At 68.2% G+C, this 16,909-nt stretch carries 14 protein-coding genes; 6 read left to right on the top strand and 8 right to left on the bottom strand.

Features of this window, described 5'->3' with window-relative positions; genetic code table 11:
• Positions 1-225: 225 nt before the first annotated feature.
• The 3 genes from CU254_RS06925 to CU254_RS06915 form a co-directional block, all read right to left on the bottom strand.
• Positions 226-3,558, bottom strand: a complete 3,333-nt coding sequence (locus CU254_RS06925; protein ID WP_037712824.1) for a S8 family serine peptidase — start codon at positions 3,556-3,558, stop codon at positions 226-228.
• Between the two features lie 250 nt (positions 3,559-3,808).
• Positions 3,809-5,407 (bottom strand): phosphoglycerate dehydrogenase, encoded by a 1,599-nt coding sequence (gene serA / locus CU254_RS06920; RefSeq protein WP_009074043.1) that lies wholly within the window; start codon positions 5,405-5,407, stop codon positions 3,809-3,811.
• A gap of 80 nt (positions 5,408-5,487) precedes the next feature.
• Positions 5,488-6,087, bottom strand: coding sequence for a TetR/AcrR family transcriptional regulator (locus CU254_RS06915; protein ID WP_037712819.1), 600 nt, complete (start codon positions 6,085-6,087; stop codon positions 5,488-5,490).
• Between the two features lie 205 nt (positions 6,088-6,292).
• Here CU254_RS06915 and CU254_RS06910 point away from each other — a divergent pair, with 205 nt between their 5' ends.
• The 4 genes from CU254_RS06910 to CU254_RS06895 all read left to right on the top strand — a co-directional run bounded on the left by CU254_RS06910 (position 6,293) and on the right by CU254_RS06895 (position 10,499).
• Complete coding sequence (locus CU254_RS06910; protein ID WP_037712817.1) at positions 6,293-7,126, top strand: TIGR03620 family F420-dependent LLM class oxidoreductase; 834 nt, start codon at positions 6,293-6,295, stop codon at positions 7,124-7,126.
• A gap of 376 nt (positions 7,127-7,502) precedes the next feature.
• The gene (locus tag CU254_RS06905) at positions 7,503-8,129 is read left to right on the top strand and encodes a DUF1345 domain-containing protein (protein ID WP_009074037.1); all 627 of its coding nucleotides are present in this window, start codon (positions 7,503-7,505) and stop codon (positions 8,127-8,129) included.
• Between the two features lie 158 nt (positions 8,130-8,287).
• Positions 8,288-9,634, top strand: a complete 1,347-nt coding sequence (locus tag CU254_RS06900) for an ankyrin repeat domain-containing protein (protein ID WP_009074035.1) — start codon at positions 8,288-8,290, stop codon at positions 9,632-9,634.
• A gap of 43 nt (positions 9,635-9,677) precedes the next feature.
• Positions 9,678-10,499 carry a nuclear transport factor 2 family protein gene (locus CU254_RS06895; protein WP_353611793.1) on the top strand — a complete coding sequence of 274 codons (822 nt, stop codon included), beginning with the start codon at positions 9,678-9,680 and terminating at the stop codon, positions 10,497-10,499.
• Between the two features lie 736 nt (positions 10,500-11,235).
• Here the strand turns inward: CU254_RS06895 and CU254_RS06890 are convergent.
• The 3 genes from CU254_RS06890 to CU254_RS06880 form a co-directional block, all read right to left on the bottom strand.
• Positions 11,236-12,264, bottom strand: coding sequence for a MerR family transcriptional regulator (locus CU254_RS06890; RefSeq protein WP_009074031.1), 1,029 nt, complete (start codon positions 12,262-12,264; stop codon positions 11,236-11,238).
• Positions 12,258-12,938 (bottom strand): HEAT repeat domain-containing protein, encoded by a 681-nt coding sequence (locus CU254_RS06885; RefSeq protein ID WP_009074029.1) that lies wholly within the window; start codon positions 12,936-12,938, stop codon positions 12,258-12,260. Before CU254_RS06885 ends, CU254_RS06890 begins: the two co-directional genes overlap by 7 nt.
• 109 nt (positions 12,939-13,047) lie before the next feature.
• Entirely contained in the window at positions 13,048-13,587 is a 540-nt protein-coding gene (locus CU254_RS06880; RefSeq protein WP_009074027.1) for a cupin domain-containing protein, read from the bottom strand.
• A 105-nt stretch (positions 13,588-13,692) separates the two neighbouring features.
• Between CU254_RS06880 and CU254_RS06875 the strand changes: the two genes are divergently transcribed.
• Both CU254_RS06875 and CU254_RS06870 read left to right on the top strand, forming a co-directional pair.
• Positions 13,693-14,253 carry a TetR/AcrR family transcriptional regulator gene (locus tag CU254_RS06875; protein WP_037712814.1) on the top strand — a complete coding sequence of 187 codons (561 nt, stop codon included), beginning with the start codon at positions 13,693-13,695 and terminating at the stop codon, positions 14,251-14,253.
• 221 nt (positions 14,254-14,474) lie between these two features.
• Entirely contained in the window at positions 14,475-15,299 is an 825-nt protein-coding gene (locus CU254_RS06870; RefSeq protein WP_078560720.1) for a M55 family metallopeptidase, read from the top strand.
• A 175-nt stretch (positions 15,300-15,474) separates the two neighbouring features.
• On the opposite strand, the gene CU254_RS06865 is transcribed toward CU254_RS06870, so the two are convergent.
• Positions 15,475-15,741 carry a DUF397 domain-containing protein gene (locus CU254_RS06865; RefSeq protein ID WP_009074021.1) on the bottom strand — a complete coding sequence of 89 codons (267 nt, stop codon included), beginning with the start codon at positions 15,739-15,741 and terminating at the stop codon, positions 15,475-15,477.
• A 112-nt stretch (positions 15,742-15,853) separates the two neighbouring features.
• Entirely contained in the window at positions 15,854-16,867 is a 1,014-nt protein-coding gene (gene ilvC, locus CU254_RS06860; protein WP_009074019.1) for a ketol-acid reductoisomerase, read from the bottom strand.
• Between the last annotated feature and the right edge of the window lie 42 nt (positions 16,868-16,909).

Here is a 16,909-nt window from a genome sequence, read left to right as displayed (position 1 = left end):
ATGGCCCATTCGCACAAAAACGCCAGCAGCAGAAGGTTACCGGCCGTAGACAACCTGCCGTAGCCGCACCACCCTTATGCCGCATCCTCCCACAGGGTGAGACACCCGTTCGGGCGAACGGAAACGGGGGCTTGCCCAGGCCGGACAGCCTGCGCAAGCCCCCGCGTCCCGCTATGCGGCCACTTCCGCGGCATACCTCAAGTTCCCCTCATCGGGTGAACCAGGTCAGCCGCGCGGGACCTCCGATTCGATCCGCACGACCGAGGCGCGCTGCCCGGCCGCGTTGTGGTGCTCGATCGCCAGGAGGCCCTTGGCCTTGTCCCCCGCGACGGCGGCCTTGTTGCGGTTGACCACCAGAGCCGTGCCCGGCTTGGCGACGTAGCCCAGCGCCGCGTCGCCGCCGCCCTGGACCGAGTACGCCGGTGCGAGCACGTCGAACGACAGCGGAGTGCTGACCTGGTCGATCAACCCGTTCGAGGTACCCGGCGCGACGTAGTACCCGGCGGTGCCGACCGTGTAGCTGATCCGGTGCGACGCCTCCTTCGGGTCGATCCCGAGCGCGGCGATGCTGACCGGCAGCACCATCACGTTCGAGTCGAACACGTTGGTGTCGACGTCGCCGAGCTGCCCGTTGATCGCCTGCAGGTCCACCGACGGGTTGCCCGGCTTGGTCAGCGACACCGTGTTGACGAGCAGCACGTCCGACCCCTTGGCCTTCGTCACGAAGGTTTCGAAGTCCGGTTTGCCGTCGCCGTTGGTGTCGATGTCCACGAACGGCACCGTGTTGCTGCCGAGGTTCGCGAAATCGCTCCAGGTCGTGATGCCGAACGCCAGCGTCGCGTTCTCCGGCTCCCCCTGCGCCTTGGCGAGCGGGGCCGTCGACGCCGCGCCGATGTAGCGCAGGTCGCCGCCCTTCGCGGTGCGGTTGAGGGTGCAGTCGGACGTGACGTGCGAGTCGCATTCCGGCAGCTGCGGCGATTCGGCCTGCAGTTCGAGCACGCTGATCAGCGAGCGGTACCGCTGGGAGCCGCTGCCCTGGTCGATTCCCTTGCCGCCGAGGTTCAGCACGGCCTGGTCGGCGTTCGCGTTGAAGCGCACGCCGCCCGGAGTGGTGATCGCCGAAACCGGCTTCGGCGCCGAGTACACGGCCACCCGCAGCGGAACGGTCGCGCCGTTCTTCGGGGTGAACGCGACGCGGCCCGAGGCGTCGGCCACGAACTGCCGGGCGAGCCCGGCCTGCGAAGCCGCCATGGTCGGGTCGAGAACCTTGCGCAGCGCCTTCGGGTCGGCGATCTTCAGCGTCACCTTCACCGTCGCGACCCCGCGCGGGTTCAGCTTCACCGAGTTCTTGTCCACTGTGTACTCAACGCCGGGCAGGCTGTTGACCGCCTCGTAGCCCACCGAGTACTCGGTCGCCTTGACGCCCTTGTTGACCACCTTGATCGTCTTGCTCAAGGTGACCGGGCCAGCCGCCTCGACGGTGCCGAACGTGACGCTCACCGCGCCCGGATCGTCCTGCACGTACGCGAGAACCTGGTTGTCCAACGCGGCTTTCGCGTCGATCCGGCCGGCCCCGACGCGCTGCGGACCGTAGGTGTGGCCAGCGCCGTCAGTGATGTCGTGCACCGCAGTGCCCACGACGTCGGCCTTGACCTCTTCGACGCTCCAGTCCGGGTGCGCCTGGCGGACCAGCGCCGTGATGCCCGACGTGTGCGGCGCGGCCATCGACGTGCCCGAAAGGACGGTACGCCCGTTGCCGCTGCCGCGGAACGCCGACGTGATCGTGTCTCCAGGAGCGGCGACGTCCGGCTTCACCGACGGACCGCGTCCGCCGCGCGAGGTGAACGAGCTGGGAGTGTCCACGATGGACTGATCGTAGGTCTGCAGCGCCGTCCGCCCGGCTCCGTACAGCCGCACGGTGAGCGTGCCCGCGGTCAGGCCCGCCCGCACGGCCTGGGTGGCCTTGCCGGTGAGCTGGAACATCGGAACGGCCGCGTTGCCCGCGATACCCGCGCCGAAATGCTCCACAGTGGACGAAAGCAGCACGCCCTTCGCACCCGCGGCCTGCGCGTTGTTGGCCCGCGCCGCGGAACCGCACGGACGGGTGGCGTCGTTGTCGTCCCACTCCAGCCACGCGATCTTGCCCGCGACCTTTGCCTTGTCCTCAGCCGAATAGGCGGCGCACCCGGCGTTGTTGGCCGCCGAGATCGGCACCACCGGCGCGGTGAGGTCGAGGGTGTCGTAGCCGGTGTACTCCTGGCTGTACTGGCCCGGCTGCTGTCCGGCGGTCGGGGCCTTGACCTCGATCGCGTCCCGCAGTTCGCCCGCGTCGCGGCTGCTGGCCACGGTGAGCGCTTCCGGGGTGTTGCCCGGCGAACCGGCGATGTCGTTGATGTCGCCGCCGTTGCCCGCCGAGATCACCGGCAGCACGTTGTTCTGCGCGAGCTTGCGCACGAACAGCGAGTCTGGGTCGTCCGGCGCGCCGAAGTCGCTGCCCAGCGACAGGTTCACGACGTCGAGGTGGTCGGTGAAGTCGCCGTCGCCGTCCGGGTCGAGCGCCCAGTCCAGCGCCTGCGAGGTGACGTTCGTGGAACCCTTGCAGCCGAACACCTTGATCGCGTAGAGCAGTGCCTTGGGCGCGGTGCCCGGGCCGATCCGCATGGCGTCGAGGGTCTTCTTGTTCAGCTTCTTGTAGTCGCCGGTGAACGTGCTGCCGTCGGCGTTCACGCCGAAGCCGCCGATCGTGCCCGCGACGTGCGTGCCGTGCTCGCCGCACGCGATCGGGTTGGGGTCCGGTTTCGGCGTCGGCGAACCGGTCTTGCCCGCCGAGTCGTAGTCGTCGCCGACGAGGTCGGTGCCGCCGACCACCTTGGCGTTCGGGAACAGCGGCGACGGCTTCGCGCGGTCGACCGCCTGGTACGCCTCGGGCGTGCCCGGGCCGCCGAAGTCGGCGTGGGTGTAGTCGATGCCGTCGTCGATCACGCCGACGCGGATGTTGTCGCCGAACTTGCCGGTTTTCTGCCAGCTGGCAAGCGTGTTGGTGAGCTGGTCGGCGCTGGCGTTGGTGCGGTTCTTCGGCACGACCGTGCGCACCGAGACGACATCCGGCCGTTCCGCCAGCTGGCGGATCTTGGCCGCGTCCGCGGTGACGACGGCGCCGGGCACCGCGTTGGCCGTCTGCGTGATCAGTTTCGTGCCCGCGTCCGCGGACCGCAGCTGTCCCACGACAGAGCTGACCGCGGCGGCGACGTCGGCCTTGGCCGCCTTCGCTGCCTGCTTGGCCTTCTCCTTGCCCTTGCCCTGCTCCTCCTTGAACGCGTCCACCGCGGGTTTCTTGGCCAGCTCGACGAACGCGGTGATCTGCCCCTGCGCCGCGCTCAGCCGGGGCGAAAGCTTGCCCTCGACCTTGCTCGTGTCGACCTTCGCCGGAGCGACCGGCTCGGCCAGCGGCGCGCCCTGCGCGGACGCCGCGGGAACGGCGACGGCCGCCGCCAGCACCACCGCGGAACCCACGACCACCGAGCGGGCAGCCCACCCGGGCAACCGGGTTCTGCTCATCAGTAACCCCTTCTCGAGGCCCGGATCACGAACCTGCCGACGCTCTCCATTCGCACCCCCGACGGTGAGCACCGGCGCCGCACCGTGCTGTCACGGCGCGTGGTTCAGCCTCGCGGCAAGAACCTAGCTGTCCGAAACCCCTACTTTCGTGCGGAAAAAGCTCCGTTACCCGAATGTTGCCGGTGCGGGCGAACGCAGAACGGCCCCCTCCCCGGGAGTCCGGGAAAGGGGCCGTTCCTGGCGATCTGGACTAGTTGAAGTCGACGGCGCGGATGGTGTGCGCGCCGACGGTCGCCCCGATCGGCTCGAGCACGTTGGCGTCCACGTGCCGGTCGACGCGCAGCAGCATGATCGAGTCGGAACCGTCGGTGCTCTGGCTGATCTGCGCGGCCTCGATGTTGATGCCCGCCTCGCCGAGCAGCGTGCCGACGCGGCCCATGACGCCGGGACGGTCCGGGTACTCGATCACGAGCACGTCGCCCTCGGCGCGGAGGTCGAAGTGCCTGCCCTTGATCTCGACGATCTTCTCGACCTCGTCCTTGCCGGTGACCGAACCGGAGACAGTGAGCGTCGCGCCGTCGCCGTGCACCGCGCGGAGCGTGACCAGGCTGCGGAACTTCGGGCTCTCCGATTCGGAAACCAGCTCGGCCTGCACGCCGAGTTCCTCGGCCAGCCGCGGCGCGTTGACGAAGGTGACCTGGTCCTCGACCACGCCCGCGAACAGCCCGCGCAGCGCCGCCAGCTTGAGCACCGCGGTGTCCTCGCTGGAGATCTCGCCCTTGACCTCGACGGTCAGCGACGTCGGCGCCTTCGGGTTCAGCGCGGTCAGCACCTGGCCGAGCTTCTGGGTGAGCGACAGGTACGGCCGCACGTGCTCGCCGACCGCGCCGCCGCCGGACACGTTCACCGCGTCCGGCACGAAGTCGCCGCGCAGCGCCAGCAGCACCGAACGCGCGACGTCCGTGCCCGCGCGGTCCTGCGCCTCGGCGGTGGACGCGCCGAGGTGCGGCGTGACGACGACGTTCGGCAGGTTGAACAGCGGGCTCTCGGTGGTCGGCTCGGTGACGAACACGTCGATGCCCGCGCCGCCGACGTGCCCGCTGCGCACCGCGTCGGCCAGCGCTTCCTCGACGATCAGACCGCCGCGCGCGGCGTTGACGATGATCACGCCCGGCTTGGTCTTCTTGAGCGCCTCGGCGTCGATGAGACCCTTGGTCTCCGGCGTCTTCGGCAGGTGGATGGAGATCGCGTCGGCGCGTTCCAGCAGCTCGTCGAGGGTGACCAGCTCGATGCCCAGCTGGCCGGCGCGCGCGGCCGAGACGTAGGGGTCGTACGCGATGAGCTTGGCCCCGAAAGCGGCGAGCCGCTGGGCGAACAGCTGGCCGATCTTGCCGAGCCCGACGACGCCGACCGTCTTGCCGTTGATCTCGACGCCGGAGAACGAGCTGCGCTTCCACTCGCCGCCGCGCAGGCTCTGGTCGGCGGCGGGAACGCGGCGGGCGACCGCGAGCAGCAGCGCGACCGCGTGCTCGGCGGCGGAGACGATGTTCGACGTCGGCGCGTTCACCACGAGCACGCCGCGCTCGGTGGCGGCCGGGACCTCGACGTTGTCCAGGCCGACGCCCGCGCGGGCGACGACCTTCAGCTGCGTGGTCGCCCCGAGCACCTCGGCGTCGACCTTGGTGGCGGATCGGACCAAGAGCGCGTCGGCGCTCTTCACCGCCTCGAGCAGAGCGGGACGGTCGGTGCCGTCCACGTGCCGGACCTCTACCTCTTCACCGAACACACTCAGCACGGAGGGCGCGAGCTTCTCCGCGATGAGGACTACGGGTTTGCTGGGCTTGGTCACGATGCGGCTCCCACTATCTGGTCACGAAATCGAGGACGCTCTCTCGCGGCGCACGTCGTTGTGCCCGGACTGGCGGGAGTTTAACGCGGTGCGCTGACAGCCCGCTGCCCCCGCTGTTCACTTGTTTGTAATCCGGTGAAGACAAGCGTCATCAGGCGCTCTGTACCGCCTTCTCCCGGAAGGTGGGATCCGGCCCAGGAAGCGCCGTGCAGCAACAAAAGCAGCTCCCGGACCGTCACGTCGGCACGGAAAACCCCGGCCGCCTGCGCCCTGTCCACCAGGTGGGACGCGGCTTCCCGCATCGCCTCGCAGGACGCGTGCAGCCGCGACTCCGGATCGTCGAACGCGTCGGCCAGCATTTCGGTAAGCCCGCGGTAAACGGCGGAGGTCTCGCCGAAGCCGATCAGCCAGGTGTACAGCCCGTCGAGCGGGTCTTCGGCGAGCAGCAGTTCGCGCGCCCTTTCCGCCTGGGTGTCGAACCGGTCCCGCAGCAGCGCCTCGATCAGGTCTCCCCTGGTCGGGAAGTGGCGATAAAGGGTGCCGATCCCGACGCCGGCGCTGCGGGCGACGTCTTCGAGCGAGGCGTCGACGCCGCGTTCGGCGAAGGCACGCCTCGCTTCGGCCAGCAGGCGTTCGTAGTTGCGGCGGGCGTCCGCGCGCATCGGCTTGGCGTCGGTCATCTCGGATCCGAGTTTATCCGGTGACAAATCGGAGGATACCTCCGTATAGCAACCGGAGGCAGCCTCTGCTTCTGGGGTGCGTCCTCAGTGGACGTATCGGCCTTGGCTGCGCCCGATCGACGCCGCACCCCGCGGCCAGGAACTTCTTGGAGCCTGTTGTGAATCAGTTCGCGAAGCGCACCGCCGACACCGAAGGCGGGGCGCGGTGACCGTCGGAATCTGGACTTTTTCCTTTGACGGCAAGGAAATCGGCGAAGTACGCGCCGCGGCCCGCGAGGTCGAGTCGCTGGGCTTCACCGCGCTGTGGTTCGGCGAATACCGCGGCCGGGAGGCGTTCACCCAGGCCGCATTGCTGCTCGAGGCCACTACGACGCTGCCGGTGGCGACAGGGATCGCCCGGTTTTCCGAACGATCAGCGGCGTCCGCCGAAGCCGCTGGACGCACGCTGTCAGAGGCGTACCCCGGACGGTTCACGCTGGGACTCGGCGGACATCGGCCCGGCGGCGGAGGCAGTGCGATGCAGGACTACCTCGACGCCATGGATGCGGCCGACCTGGACTTCGCTTCCGGTTCCCGGCCGCGTCGGCTCCTCGCCGCCCTCGGACCCAAAATGCTGAAGCTAGCGGCAGCCCAGACCGACGGCGCGCACACGTACTTCGTCCCTCCAGAGCACACCGCGCTCGCCCGGGAAACGATGGGACCCGACGCGTACCTCGCCGCCGAACAAGCCGTCGTCCTTGAGGCGGATCCGTTGCGCGCGCGGCAGATCGCTCGCGAACACGTCGCCGGCTACGTGCGCATGGCTCCACACCAACGGGCGAATCTGCGCCGCCTCGGCTACTCGGACGAAGATCTGGCCAACGGCGGCAGCGACCGGCTCGTCGACGCGATCGTGGCCTACCGCAGCGAACAGGAAGTCGCCGACCGAATCCGCGCCCACCTCGACGCCGGCGCGAACCACGTCTGCGTCCAGGTCCTCGGCACCGGACCGGAGATCCCGGTCGACGGCTGGCGTCGTCTCGCCCCGCTGGTTCTCTGATCGCCGACGGGTTCTCTTGAAGTCCCGGTGGGGGCTTTCACTAGCCTCTCCCGAAAGCCCCCACCCGGACCAGCTCCCGACCTCTCCGCCGCACCCGATTCGCCCGGCCGCCCCGCGCCCCGCCGAAGCCCACCCGGAGGCCGAAACCCCAGCTCACCACGGATTCGCCACTAAACGGCGAAACTGCTCATCCCCTGCATACGGGCACTTTCTCGTTCCACCCAGACCTTCCCACGCCTCCGCGTCTATCGCGGCAAACCCAGCGAGCACTTCCCCTGAACGGGCGACGCGGACGGAACCGTTTCGCCGTCCGGCGACCACAACCCGCTGTTATCTTCGCGGGACGCCTCGCCCGCGTTCGCCCCGGGAGCCGCCGGTGTTCACGAAGCTCGCCCTCGCCGTGTCGCGGTTGGTAGAACTGGTCTTGCTGGTACTGGGAATCGCCGCCCTCGTCCAGGACAACAACGTTCCCGTCCTTCTCTTCTGGGATCTGCTCGCGCTGATCTACCTCGGCATCCGGATCGCGCGAGTGTCCCGCAGCCGGAAAATCGACCACACCGACTCCCGATGGCTGAAAGGCGTGCTCGGCCGTCGGCTCGGGCTGCTGTTCACCCTGCTGACCAGCCTGGTCGGCGTCACCAGCGGGCTCTCGATCGTCTTGCCGGAAACGGCGGGCATCGACCCGACCGAGGCGAAAATCGTCGGCGTCCCCGCGGTCCTGCTGGCCTGGGCGATCCTGCACTTCGGCTACGCGGAACGCTACGCCCAGATGTATTACGACAGCCTCCCCACCCGACACTTCAGCTTCCCCGAAACCGAGCGTCCCACGCTGGCCGATTTCACCTATTTCGCCTTCACCATCGGGACGAGCTTCGCCGTCTCGGACGTCGAAACGCGCACGACGCCTATCCGTTCCCTCGTGCTCGCGCACAGCGTCCTGTCGTTCATGTACAACACCGCCACGCTCGGCATCGCGGTCAGCGTCATCACCGGCGGACATTGACCCTTCTGAGTTACAGTTGTCCTTGCGCGGCAGGGGCCGCGTCCTGTCCGCGGAAAGGGCTGAGCCCACCCCCGCACCACGAGTTGCAGAGCTTCTCCTTACTTCCCTGCCCGGTGCCGGCGGACCACGGGGCGCGCAAGGGAAGAAAGGACTCCCTGATGACGGCCTTGCCCGCCAACCCCGACCTCGGCCAGCTCCGCAAACAGGCCAAGGAACTCGCCCGCGCCGACTCGATCGCACTGTCGGAAGCGCAGTTCCGGCTCGCTCGCCGCTACGGATTCCCGAGCTGGCCGCAACTTCAGGCGTACGTCCGCCGAATCGCCGAGCACGGGCCGGACGTCCAGCACGCCTACCACCAGGACGTCGAGTACTACCACGACCGCGCCCTCGGCCTCCTCGCCTCAGCCGAAGACGGCACTCCCGACGCCCGCGCCGCCTTCGCCCGCCATAAACAACCGCTGACCCGCACCGGCGCGCTGACCGTCATCGCCAGGGAGCACGGCCTCCCGACGTGGCGGGCGTTGAAGGCCCACGTCGCGGATTTGCCGAAAAACGGCGAACCCTTCGCCCGGGCCTATCAACTGGTAGAAGCCCAAGACGTCGACGGTCTGACCGCACTGCTCGCCGATGCCCCGCACCTGGCCCACGCCCGAGGCACCAACGGGAACGATCTCCTCGGCATGGCCTCCGCGACCCATGACGAACGCCTCGTCCGCGTCCTGCTCGCTCACGGCGCCGATCCCGCACGAGCCAACGCACACGGTTGGACTGCCTTGCATCAAGCTGCTTACAGCAACTTACCATTGATCGCCGACATGTTGATCAACGCTGGCGCGCCCCTGGCCGTTTCCGGCCGCGGTGACGGCGGAACCCCGCTCATCGTGGCCTTGTTTTGGGGAAATCGCGCTGTTGCCGAAAACCTGGCAACGCACGAACGGTCTCCTCACAACCTGCGCGTCGCAGCCGGTCTCGGCGACGCCGCACTGCTGGATGAACTCGTCAGTCCAAAGGGGACTCTTTCTCCGGCAGCCGGCGCACACCGTGAGTTCTACCGTCCGCACAGCGGTTTTCCATCCTGGCAGCCAACAAACGACCCCAGGGAGATCCTCGACGAGTCCCTCGCCTGGGCCGCCCGCAACAACCAAGTAGCCGCACTCCGCACCCTGGCCGCGCGCGGCGCAAACCTGGACGCCGACGTCTACCGCGGCACCGCTCTTATCTGGGCAGCAACGTGTGGCCACTCAGCGGCAACAGAAACGCTGCTGTCACTCAGCGCGAACGTCAACCACGTCGGCACCTTCGGCGGCCCACGCCACGGCGTCGGCGTCACGGCATTGCACCTGGCCGCCCAGAGCAACCAACTGGACGTCATCGAAATCCTCGTAGCCGCCGGCGCCGACCTCACCGCCCGCGACGCCCTGTGGGACAGCACCCCCGAAGGCTGGGCGGAAGCGTGCGACAGCCCCGACGCCCAAGAACTGCTGCGCCGCCTCCGTCGCCACTAATCGGCAACTCTCCCGCGCTAGACAACCGGAGTCGGTAGTCCGTATCTTAACGGACTACCGACTCCGGTTACCCCGGCACCCTGCGGAGGCCCTCATTCACACGCCACGCGACCTGTTCGACCAGCTCTCCTCTGGAATCACCGACGGCCGCTTCGCCGACCTCGCCAAGCTCTACGCCGAATACACCGTCGTAGAGCACCCCACCGCAATACCCAGGCCCGGACGTTTGGAGGGCCGCGCCGCACTTCACGACCGTTTCGTCAGCGGCCTCGGCCAAACCCTCCATCTCAAGCGGCACGACGTGACCGTCCACGAAACCGCCGACCCCGAGGTCATCGTCGCCGAATACCAGTACACCGCCGAGTCACGGAAAACCGGCCAGACGACCGAAACGGCCAACATCCAAGTCCTCCACGCCCGCAACGGACTCCTCACCCACACCCGTGACTATCACGACTACCTGCGCCTGGCCGCCATCCAAAACGCGACCGCCGGCCTAGCCGAGGCGTACGCCCAAGCGCCCGCTTACGAACCTCGCCCCATCGCACCTCGCCCGGCCGGACTCTTCGCCGCGAACAGCCGCGAAGGCGTATTCCAACGAGTCGTCTTCGGCGTCGCCGACGGCCGCTGGTCCGAACTCCCCGACCTCTATGCGGCAAAAACCGATGTCCGACACCCGTTCCTGCCAGGTGTCCCCGTCCTCCGCACTCGAGACGACCTCCGCACCCACTTCGCCGCCGGTGCTGCACTCGCTCTCCACATCGAAGTGACAGACCTGGTGCTCCACCTGGGCACCGACCCAGAAGTCATCATCGGCGAGTCGACCTATGTAGGCGAAACCAGCGGCGGGTGCCGTTCCAGGTGAACAACATCTTCGCAATGCGCATCCGAGACGGAGAGATCGTCGAATCCCGCGACTACGGCGACCACCTCGCCCTTGCCGCAGCCACCGGCCGTCTACCGGAACTCATCGCCCGCGTCGCCGAATAGCAGCAACTCCTCCACGGTGTCGCCACCAAACGGCAACACCTCGGCCGCCGCTGGACCGGCGTCGCCGCTGAGCGGCAACAACTCGATGCCAGGCACCTTGACCGATCAGCAACACCCGCTCGCCGCTCACCGGCAAACCTCGCCGCCACGCACGTCGCCACTCATCGGCAACGACTGCCGTCGACTCCTTCGCCATTCAGCAGCAACTGCCGCCAGCACAGGCCACGCCGTTCAAAGGGCAGCACTCGTCAGCGCAGCATTAGCCGCTCAACGACAAGCACACGCCGTCACAGCCTCGCCGCTGAACGGCAAGCATCATCACTGCTCTCGCCACCGAACGGGAAACAACCCGCCCTCGCAGCTCTCGCTGCTCGGCCACGTCCCGCAACTCTCGCCGCTGGGCGGCGAATGCCCGCCCCGCGGTCTGGCGGCAACCCATCCCGACGGCTTTCACCGACCAACGGCAATTCATCCCGCAGGCCGCCATCCAACCGGCCACGCCCACTCTCCGCTGAACCGCAACGCACCCCGCAGCAACTTTCGCCATTAACTGGCAAATACCTCTGACCAGCACCGACACGCCAAATCTCCGCCAGCCAACCGCGCACGCCCTAGTCGCTTCCAGTGACCTCACCGGTGCCACCACGCTCTTCAACAACCTTCGCAAGAGCCGAAGCCACCAACGCCACAGCCGGATCCCCATCCCCCGCCAACCGCCGCAACGCTCCCTGCGCAAGGGTCCCCGGCATCTCCGCAAGCGCCTGCGTCAACCGGATCCGCACCGCGGAATCCGCAGGGTGCGCCGCCACCGCATCCATCAACGCGTCGACAATCCCGTCCACGTCCCCATCCGCCAACGCACCCAAAACCTCAGCCGCCTCGACGTCGTTTCGCCCTTCAACGACCATTTCGACAAGCGTCGGCACAGCCTCCTCGACACCACGCGCTCCCAATGCGAGCGCCGCATGCCGACGGACCACAGCGTCCGAGGCAGCGAGCGCGTCCATCAATACTGCAGTCGCCTCGTCGCCGGGCAACTCGATGAGCGCCAGAATCGCGCGTCGGCGGATGTCGGCATTCTCCGAGCGGAGACCGGACGCCACGTTCGCCACCATGTCGCCACCGGTCCGGGCGAGGGCCCATCGCAAGGCACCGGCGACGTTCGGATCGGATTCGGCGAGAACTGCTTTGGCCAAGACCTCAGCAGGGACCGGCACATCGTCGGCGGGGGCCAAAACGGCCTGCTGCCGACGCGCGGCACCAGGTGAATTGAGCCCGCGCAGCAACTCGACGATCCGCAAGGCACCCTCCCATCCGGAGGGTGCCGAGGCATCGACCGCACGGAGCCGGTCGAGCAGTTCCCGCTCCCGTTTCAGCCGGTCTTCGGTCCGCCGGATGAGGTCGCCGACCAGCTCCGCCGGTACGAAGGCGGGGTCCTCCAGCGCCCGGCCGATCTGCCGGAGCGACATCCCGAGAGACCGGAGGCTCTCCACGTGGAAGATCCGGCGGATGTCGTCGGCGGAGTACTCGCGATAGCCGCCCACGGTGCGGCCGGTCGGCCGCACCAGCCCGAGGGCGTCGTAATGCCGGAGCATCCGAGTGCTCACCCCCGAGCGGCGGGCGACCTCGCCGATCAGCACGCGGTTTCCTGAGCCCGCTCCGGACCGAGCGCGACGATCCGCTTCGCCTCGTCCACGGCTTGGTCGAAACCGGTGTCCGGGTCACGCAGTAGCCGCTCAGTGGCGACAGCGTGCGCCCGGACGGTCGGGTCGGTGCTCGTCAACGCGGCCTCCAGCGCCGGCTCGATCACGGGACCGAGCGCGACCAACGCCCGGCTGAGGCTGAGCTGCAGCGTTCGGTCGCCGCGGCCGAGTTGTGTCACCAGTTCTGCGGCCAGCCCGGCCTTGTCCTCGTCTGGCACGAGGACAACAGCCGCCCGCCAGGCGCTTCTCGCGACCTCGTCGTGGGCGTCGCGCAGCAACGATCGGGTGATCGCCGGCCACACGTCCCGGTCGCCGATTTTGGACAACGTGTGCAGCGACTGGCTCCTGGCCTGCGCCACCGGAGACCGCAACTCCGCGAGAAGCCGTGGCACCGTGTCCTCCGCCGGGAACCGGGTCAGCGCCCAGGTGAGCATGTCGCGCACGAAAAAGTCCGGCTCGATCGCGCACCGTGCGACGAGCGCCTCGACGAGGCCAGGGCCGTCCGGGTGCGTTCCGATCGTCAGCGCGACCTGCAGCCGCGTCGACGAGTCCCCGGAGCCCAACGCCTCGATCAGCCGCGTGAGCTGGGAATTCATCTGTGTCGAGTTCATCGGGATCACCTCCGCCGACCAGTGAAGACCTTGTCACGATGTCAATGTCAAACCCGGCGGGCAAAAGATCGGCAACAGGAGTCGTCGCCGCTCAGCGGCGAAAGCCGATCTACGCCCGATCCGCACCGACAGCGACGCCGACGATCGTGCACGGTTCGGTGCCATGGTTTCGCCAGGCGTGCCGCGTGCCGTTCTGGACGAGGACATCGCCTGCCCGCAAGATCGTCTGGTCCCCGTCGTCCAGCTCCAACGTGACCTCGCCCGACACGACCAGCACGTAATCGAGGCTGTCGGTGGTGTGCATGCCCGGTGCGTCGGGTTCCATCGCGCTGGCCGCGCCGGGTGCCTGCTGCTCCAGCTTCTCCCAAGCTGCTGGTAGGTCGACATCCGGCGACGGCGTCAGCTTGCCAGGCGCGATCGTGTTGATCATGAACCGCGAACCGTCCCTCGGCGGGTAGTGCGCCTCGGCGCGACGCGGCGAACCGTCGTCCGGGAACAACGGTCGCTCGTCCCGGCCCCACAGCCGGTAGATCGCGCAGCCAGGCATCAAATCGGAAGTGATCGGTTCGACGGCGCCGTCGGCGACCACGCGGGACTTGCCGTCGGAGTCGTGTCCGGTGACTACTCGGCGAACCTTCGTGTGTGTCATTTCGATCGCCCCTCAGTACGACAGCGTATGGATACTGATGCGTATCCATACGCCACCGTATCCAGCACGGGAGGAGCCGTCAATACGGTGACGTATCCTCCGCGCATGGTGAACGACTCCCCCCGGCTGTCCGCCCAGGACTGGACGCGGGCCGCGCTGAAGGCGATCGCAGACGGCGGGCTGGCCGCGGTCGCGGTCGAACCGCTCGCGCGGACGCTCGGCGTGACCAAGGGCAGCTTTTACGCGCACTTCCGCAACCGGGACGAGCTGATCACCGCGGCTCTCGCCGATTGGTGGCGAAACCACGGCGAGGCGGGACTCGCCGAGTACGCCGCGATCGCCGATCCGCGGCAACGGCTGCGCGAGCTGCTCACCGCCGTCGTGCGCGCCGTCCAGCCGTTAGCGCCGTCGGTGCACCTCAGCCTGCTCGGCGACCGCAACGACCCTCGGGTCAAGGAAGCAGTCAGCCGGGTCAATCAAGCCCGGCTGAACCTTCTGACCAACACTTACCGCGAACTCGGCCTCTCGCCGGACCAGGCGGCGAACCGGGCGCGTGTCGCTTACGCGGCCATCCTCGGGCTACAGCACCTGGCGCAAACCGAGGCGGATTCGCCGAGCCCCGACGCACTCGCGGACGCGGCGGCCGCGATCTTCCTGCCGTCCTGACGATCAACCCGCGCAGACCAATCGCGGCAGCCCTGGCCTCCCAGCGGCGAATCCGCCGATACAGGCCCCGGCCTCGCTAAGACAGATTCGCCATCAATCGGCTAATCCCTGGTCAACCAGGCATTCGCAGACCCGAGCGCCCACCCGCGCGAGCAAGGCGACCACCACCGGATCGCTCGATAAGGTGGCGTTCCTGGCCGCGCGCCGCCGAGGAAGGTGTGATGGAGATGCGGGTGCTCGTCTCGGTCGACATGGAGGGAATCGCCGGGGTGGTCCACGGCGAAGAGGTCATTCCCGGGCACAGCGAATACGAGCGCAACCGCAAGCTGCTCACCGCGGAGGCCAACGCCGCCGTTCGCGGGATCTACACCTACGACGCGGCCGCGCAGGTACAGGTCACCGAGGCGCACGCGAGCTTCCGGAACCTTCTGCCCGACCTGCTGGACCGACGTGTCGAGTTGCTCCGCGGCACACCCAAACCCGGCGGGATGATGGCGGGATTGGCCGAGGACACGGACGCTGTGCTGTTCATCGGCTATCACGGCAAGGCCGGCACGCCCCGTTCGGTCATGGCGCACACCATCTCCGGCGGAACCGTCGCGGACGTGCGCTGCAATGGCCGTTCCTTGGGCGAACTCGGCCTGAACACCGCGCTCGCGGCGCACTACGGCGCACCGCCCGTGCTGGTAAGCGGCGACGACACCGTGGCAACCGAGGCGGCCGAGGTAGCGCCGGGCATTCGCTCGATAGTGGTCAAACGCGCGCTGGGTGCTCTCTCGGCGGCGATGCTGCATCCCGATGAGGCATGTGACCGTATCGAGCACGCGGTGCCCGAAGCGCTGGCCGGTCGCGAGGACGTCCGTCCGCTGCGCTTCGACGGCCTGGTCCAGCTGGAAGTCCAGGTACATCGGCCCCGGATGACCGAACACGCGCTGCTGGTGCCGGGAATGGAACTCGCCGACGGCTGCACCCTGCGCTACCAGGCACCGGACTTCCCGACGGCCTATCAGGTCGTCGAACTCATCGCGACGCTCGGAGCCGTCTGATCCCGGCCAGCCGGACCCGTCCGCCAGGGCCGCCCCCACGAAGATGCACTCAAAGCAAGCCTCTGACCTGGGCAATCGCGCGCGGGCTTCGGATTCGCCACTAAACGGCAACAGCCGCCCACCAAGCAGATCAGGCCGATTCGCCAGTCAGAAAGCCCTCACGAAAAGCGGAGAACTACGACTCCCCCGGCAACTCGAACTCCCCGTCCCGAACCCCGCGCGTGAACGCGTCCCATTCCGAAGGCGTGAACACCAGCACCGCGCCGTCCGGGTCGGTCGGCTGCCGGATGGCCACGTAGGTCACCCCGTCCGAATGCGGGACGAACGCGTACTCCGCGCAATGCTCCAGGGTCACGCCCGCCGGTTCGGCGCGGATCCAGGTCGCGCCGGTCAGGTCGAGCTCGTGCCTGATGTGCGCCTTGTCGTCGGTCGGGCGGCTCATCGGCACAGCGTATCCGCCATTCAGCGGCAACGCCCTGGAACGAAAAGAAGACCCTGCCGTCCGGCGAACGGACGGCAGGGTCTTCTCCGGAGAACCGGTCAGGCCTGGAAAATCAGGCGGTCTCGGTGATCGGCCGGTCCACCCACGACATCAGGTCGCGCAGCTTCTTGCCGGTCTTCTCGATCGGGTGCTGGTTGCCCTGCTCCTCGAGCTTGGTGAAGTTCGGCCGGCCGGCCTCGTCCTCGGCGACCCACTCGCGGGCGAAGGTGCCGTCCTGGATCTCGCCCAGGATCTTCTTCATCTCCTCCTTGACGGCCGGCGAGATGACACGCGGGCCGCGGGTGAGGTCGCCGTACTCGGCGGTGTCGGAGATGGAGTAGCGCTGGCGCGCGATGCCGCCCTCGTACATGAGGTCGACGATCAGCTTCAGCTCGTGCAGCACCTCGAAGTAGGCGATCTCCGGGGCGTAACCGGCCTCGGTGAGCACCTCGAAACCGGTCTGCACCAGCGCGGACGCGCCACCGCAGAGAACGGCCTGCTCACCGAACAGGTCGGTCTCGGTCTCCTCGGTGAAGGTCGTCTTGATGACGCCGGCCCGCGCGCCGCCGATCGCCGCGGCGTAGGAGAGCGCGAGCGCCTGGGCGTTGCCCGAGGCGTCCTGCTCGACCGCGATCAGGCAGGGCACGCCCTTGCCGTCCACGAACTGGCGGCGGACCAGGTGGCCCGGGCCCTTCGGGGCGACCATCGCGACGTCGACGTTCGCCGGCGGCTTGATCAGGTCGTACCGGATGTTGAACCCGTGGCCGAAGAAGAGCGCGTCGCCGTCCTTGAGGTGCGGCGCGATGTGCTCCTCGTAGATGAAGCGCTGCTTGGTGTCCGGCGCGAGGATCATGATCACGTCGGCCTCGGCGGCCGCCTCGGCGACCGACAGCACGCGCAGGCCCTGCTCCTCGGCCTTCGCCCGGGACTTGGACCCCTCCTGCAGGCCGATCCGGACGTCGACGCCCGAGTCGCGCAGGCTGAGCGAGTGCGCGTGGCCCTGGCTGCCGTAGCCGATCACGGCGACCTTGCGACCCTGGATGATCGACAGGTCGGCGTCGTCGTCGTAGAAGATTTCCACTGCCATGGGGGGTACTACTTCCTTCCGTACTTACACGAAATCTGAGGT

Origin of the sequence: Amycolatopsis sp. AA4 (assembly GCF_002796545.1) — a bacterium.
In the GTDB taxonomy this organism is placed as follows: Bacteria; Actinomycetota; Actinomycetes; order Mycobacteriales; family Pseudonocardiaceae; genus Amycolatopsis.
This window is presented reverse-complemented; position numbering and strand designations above follow the sequence as displayed.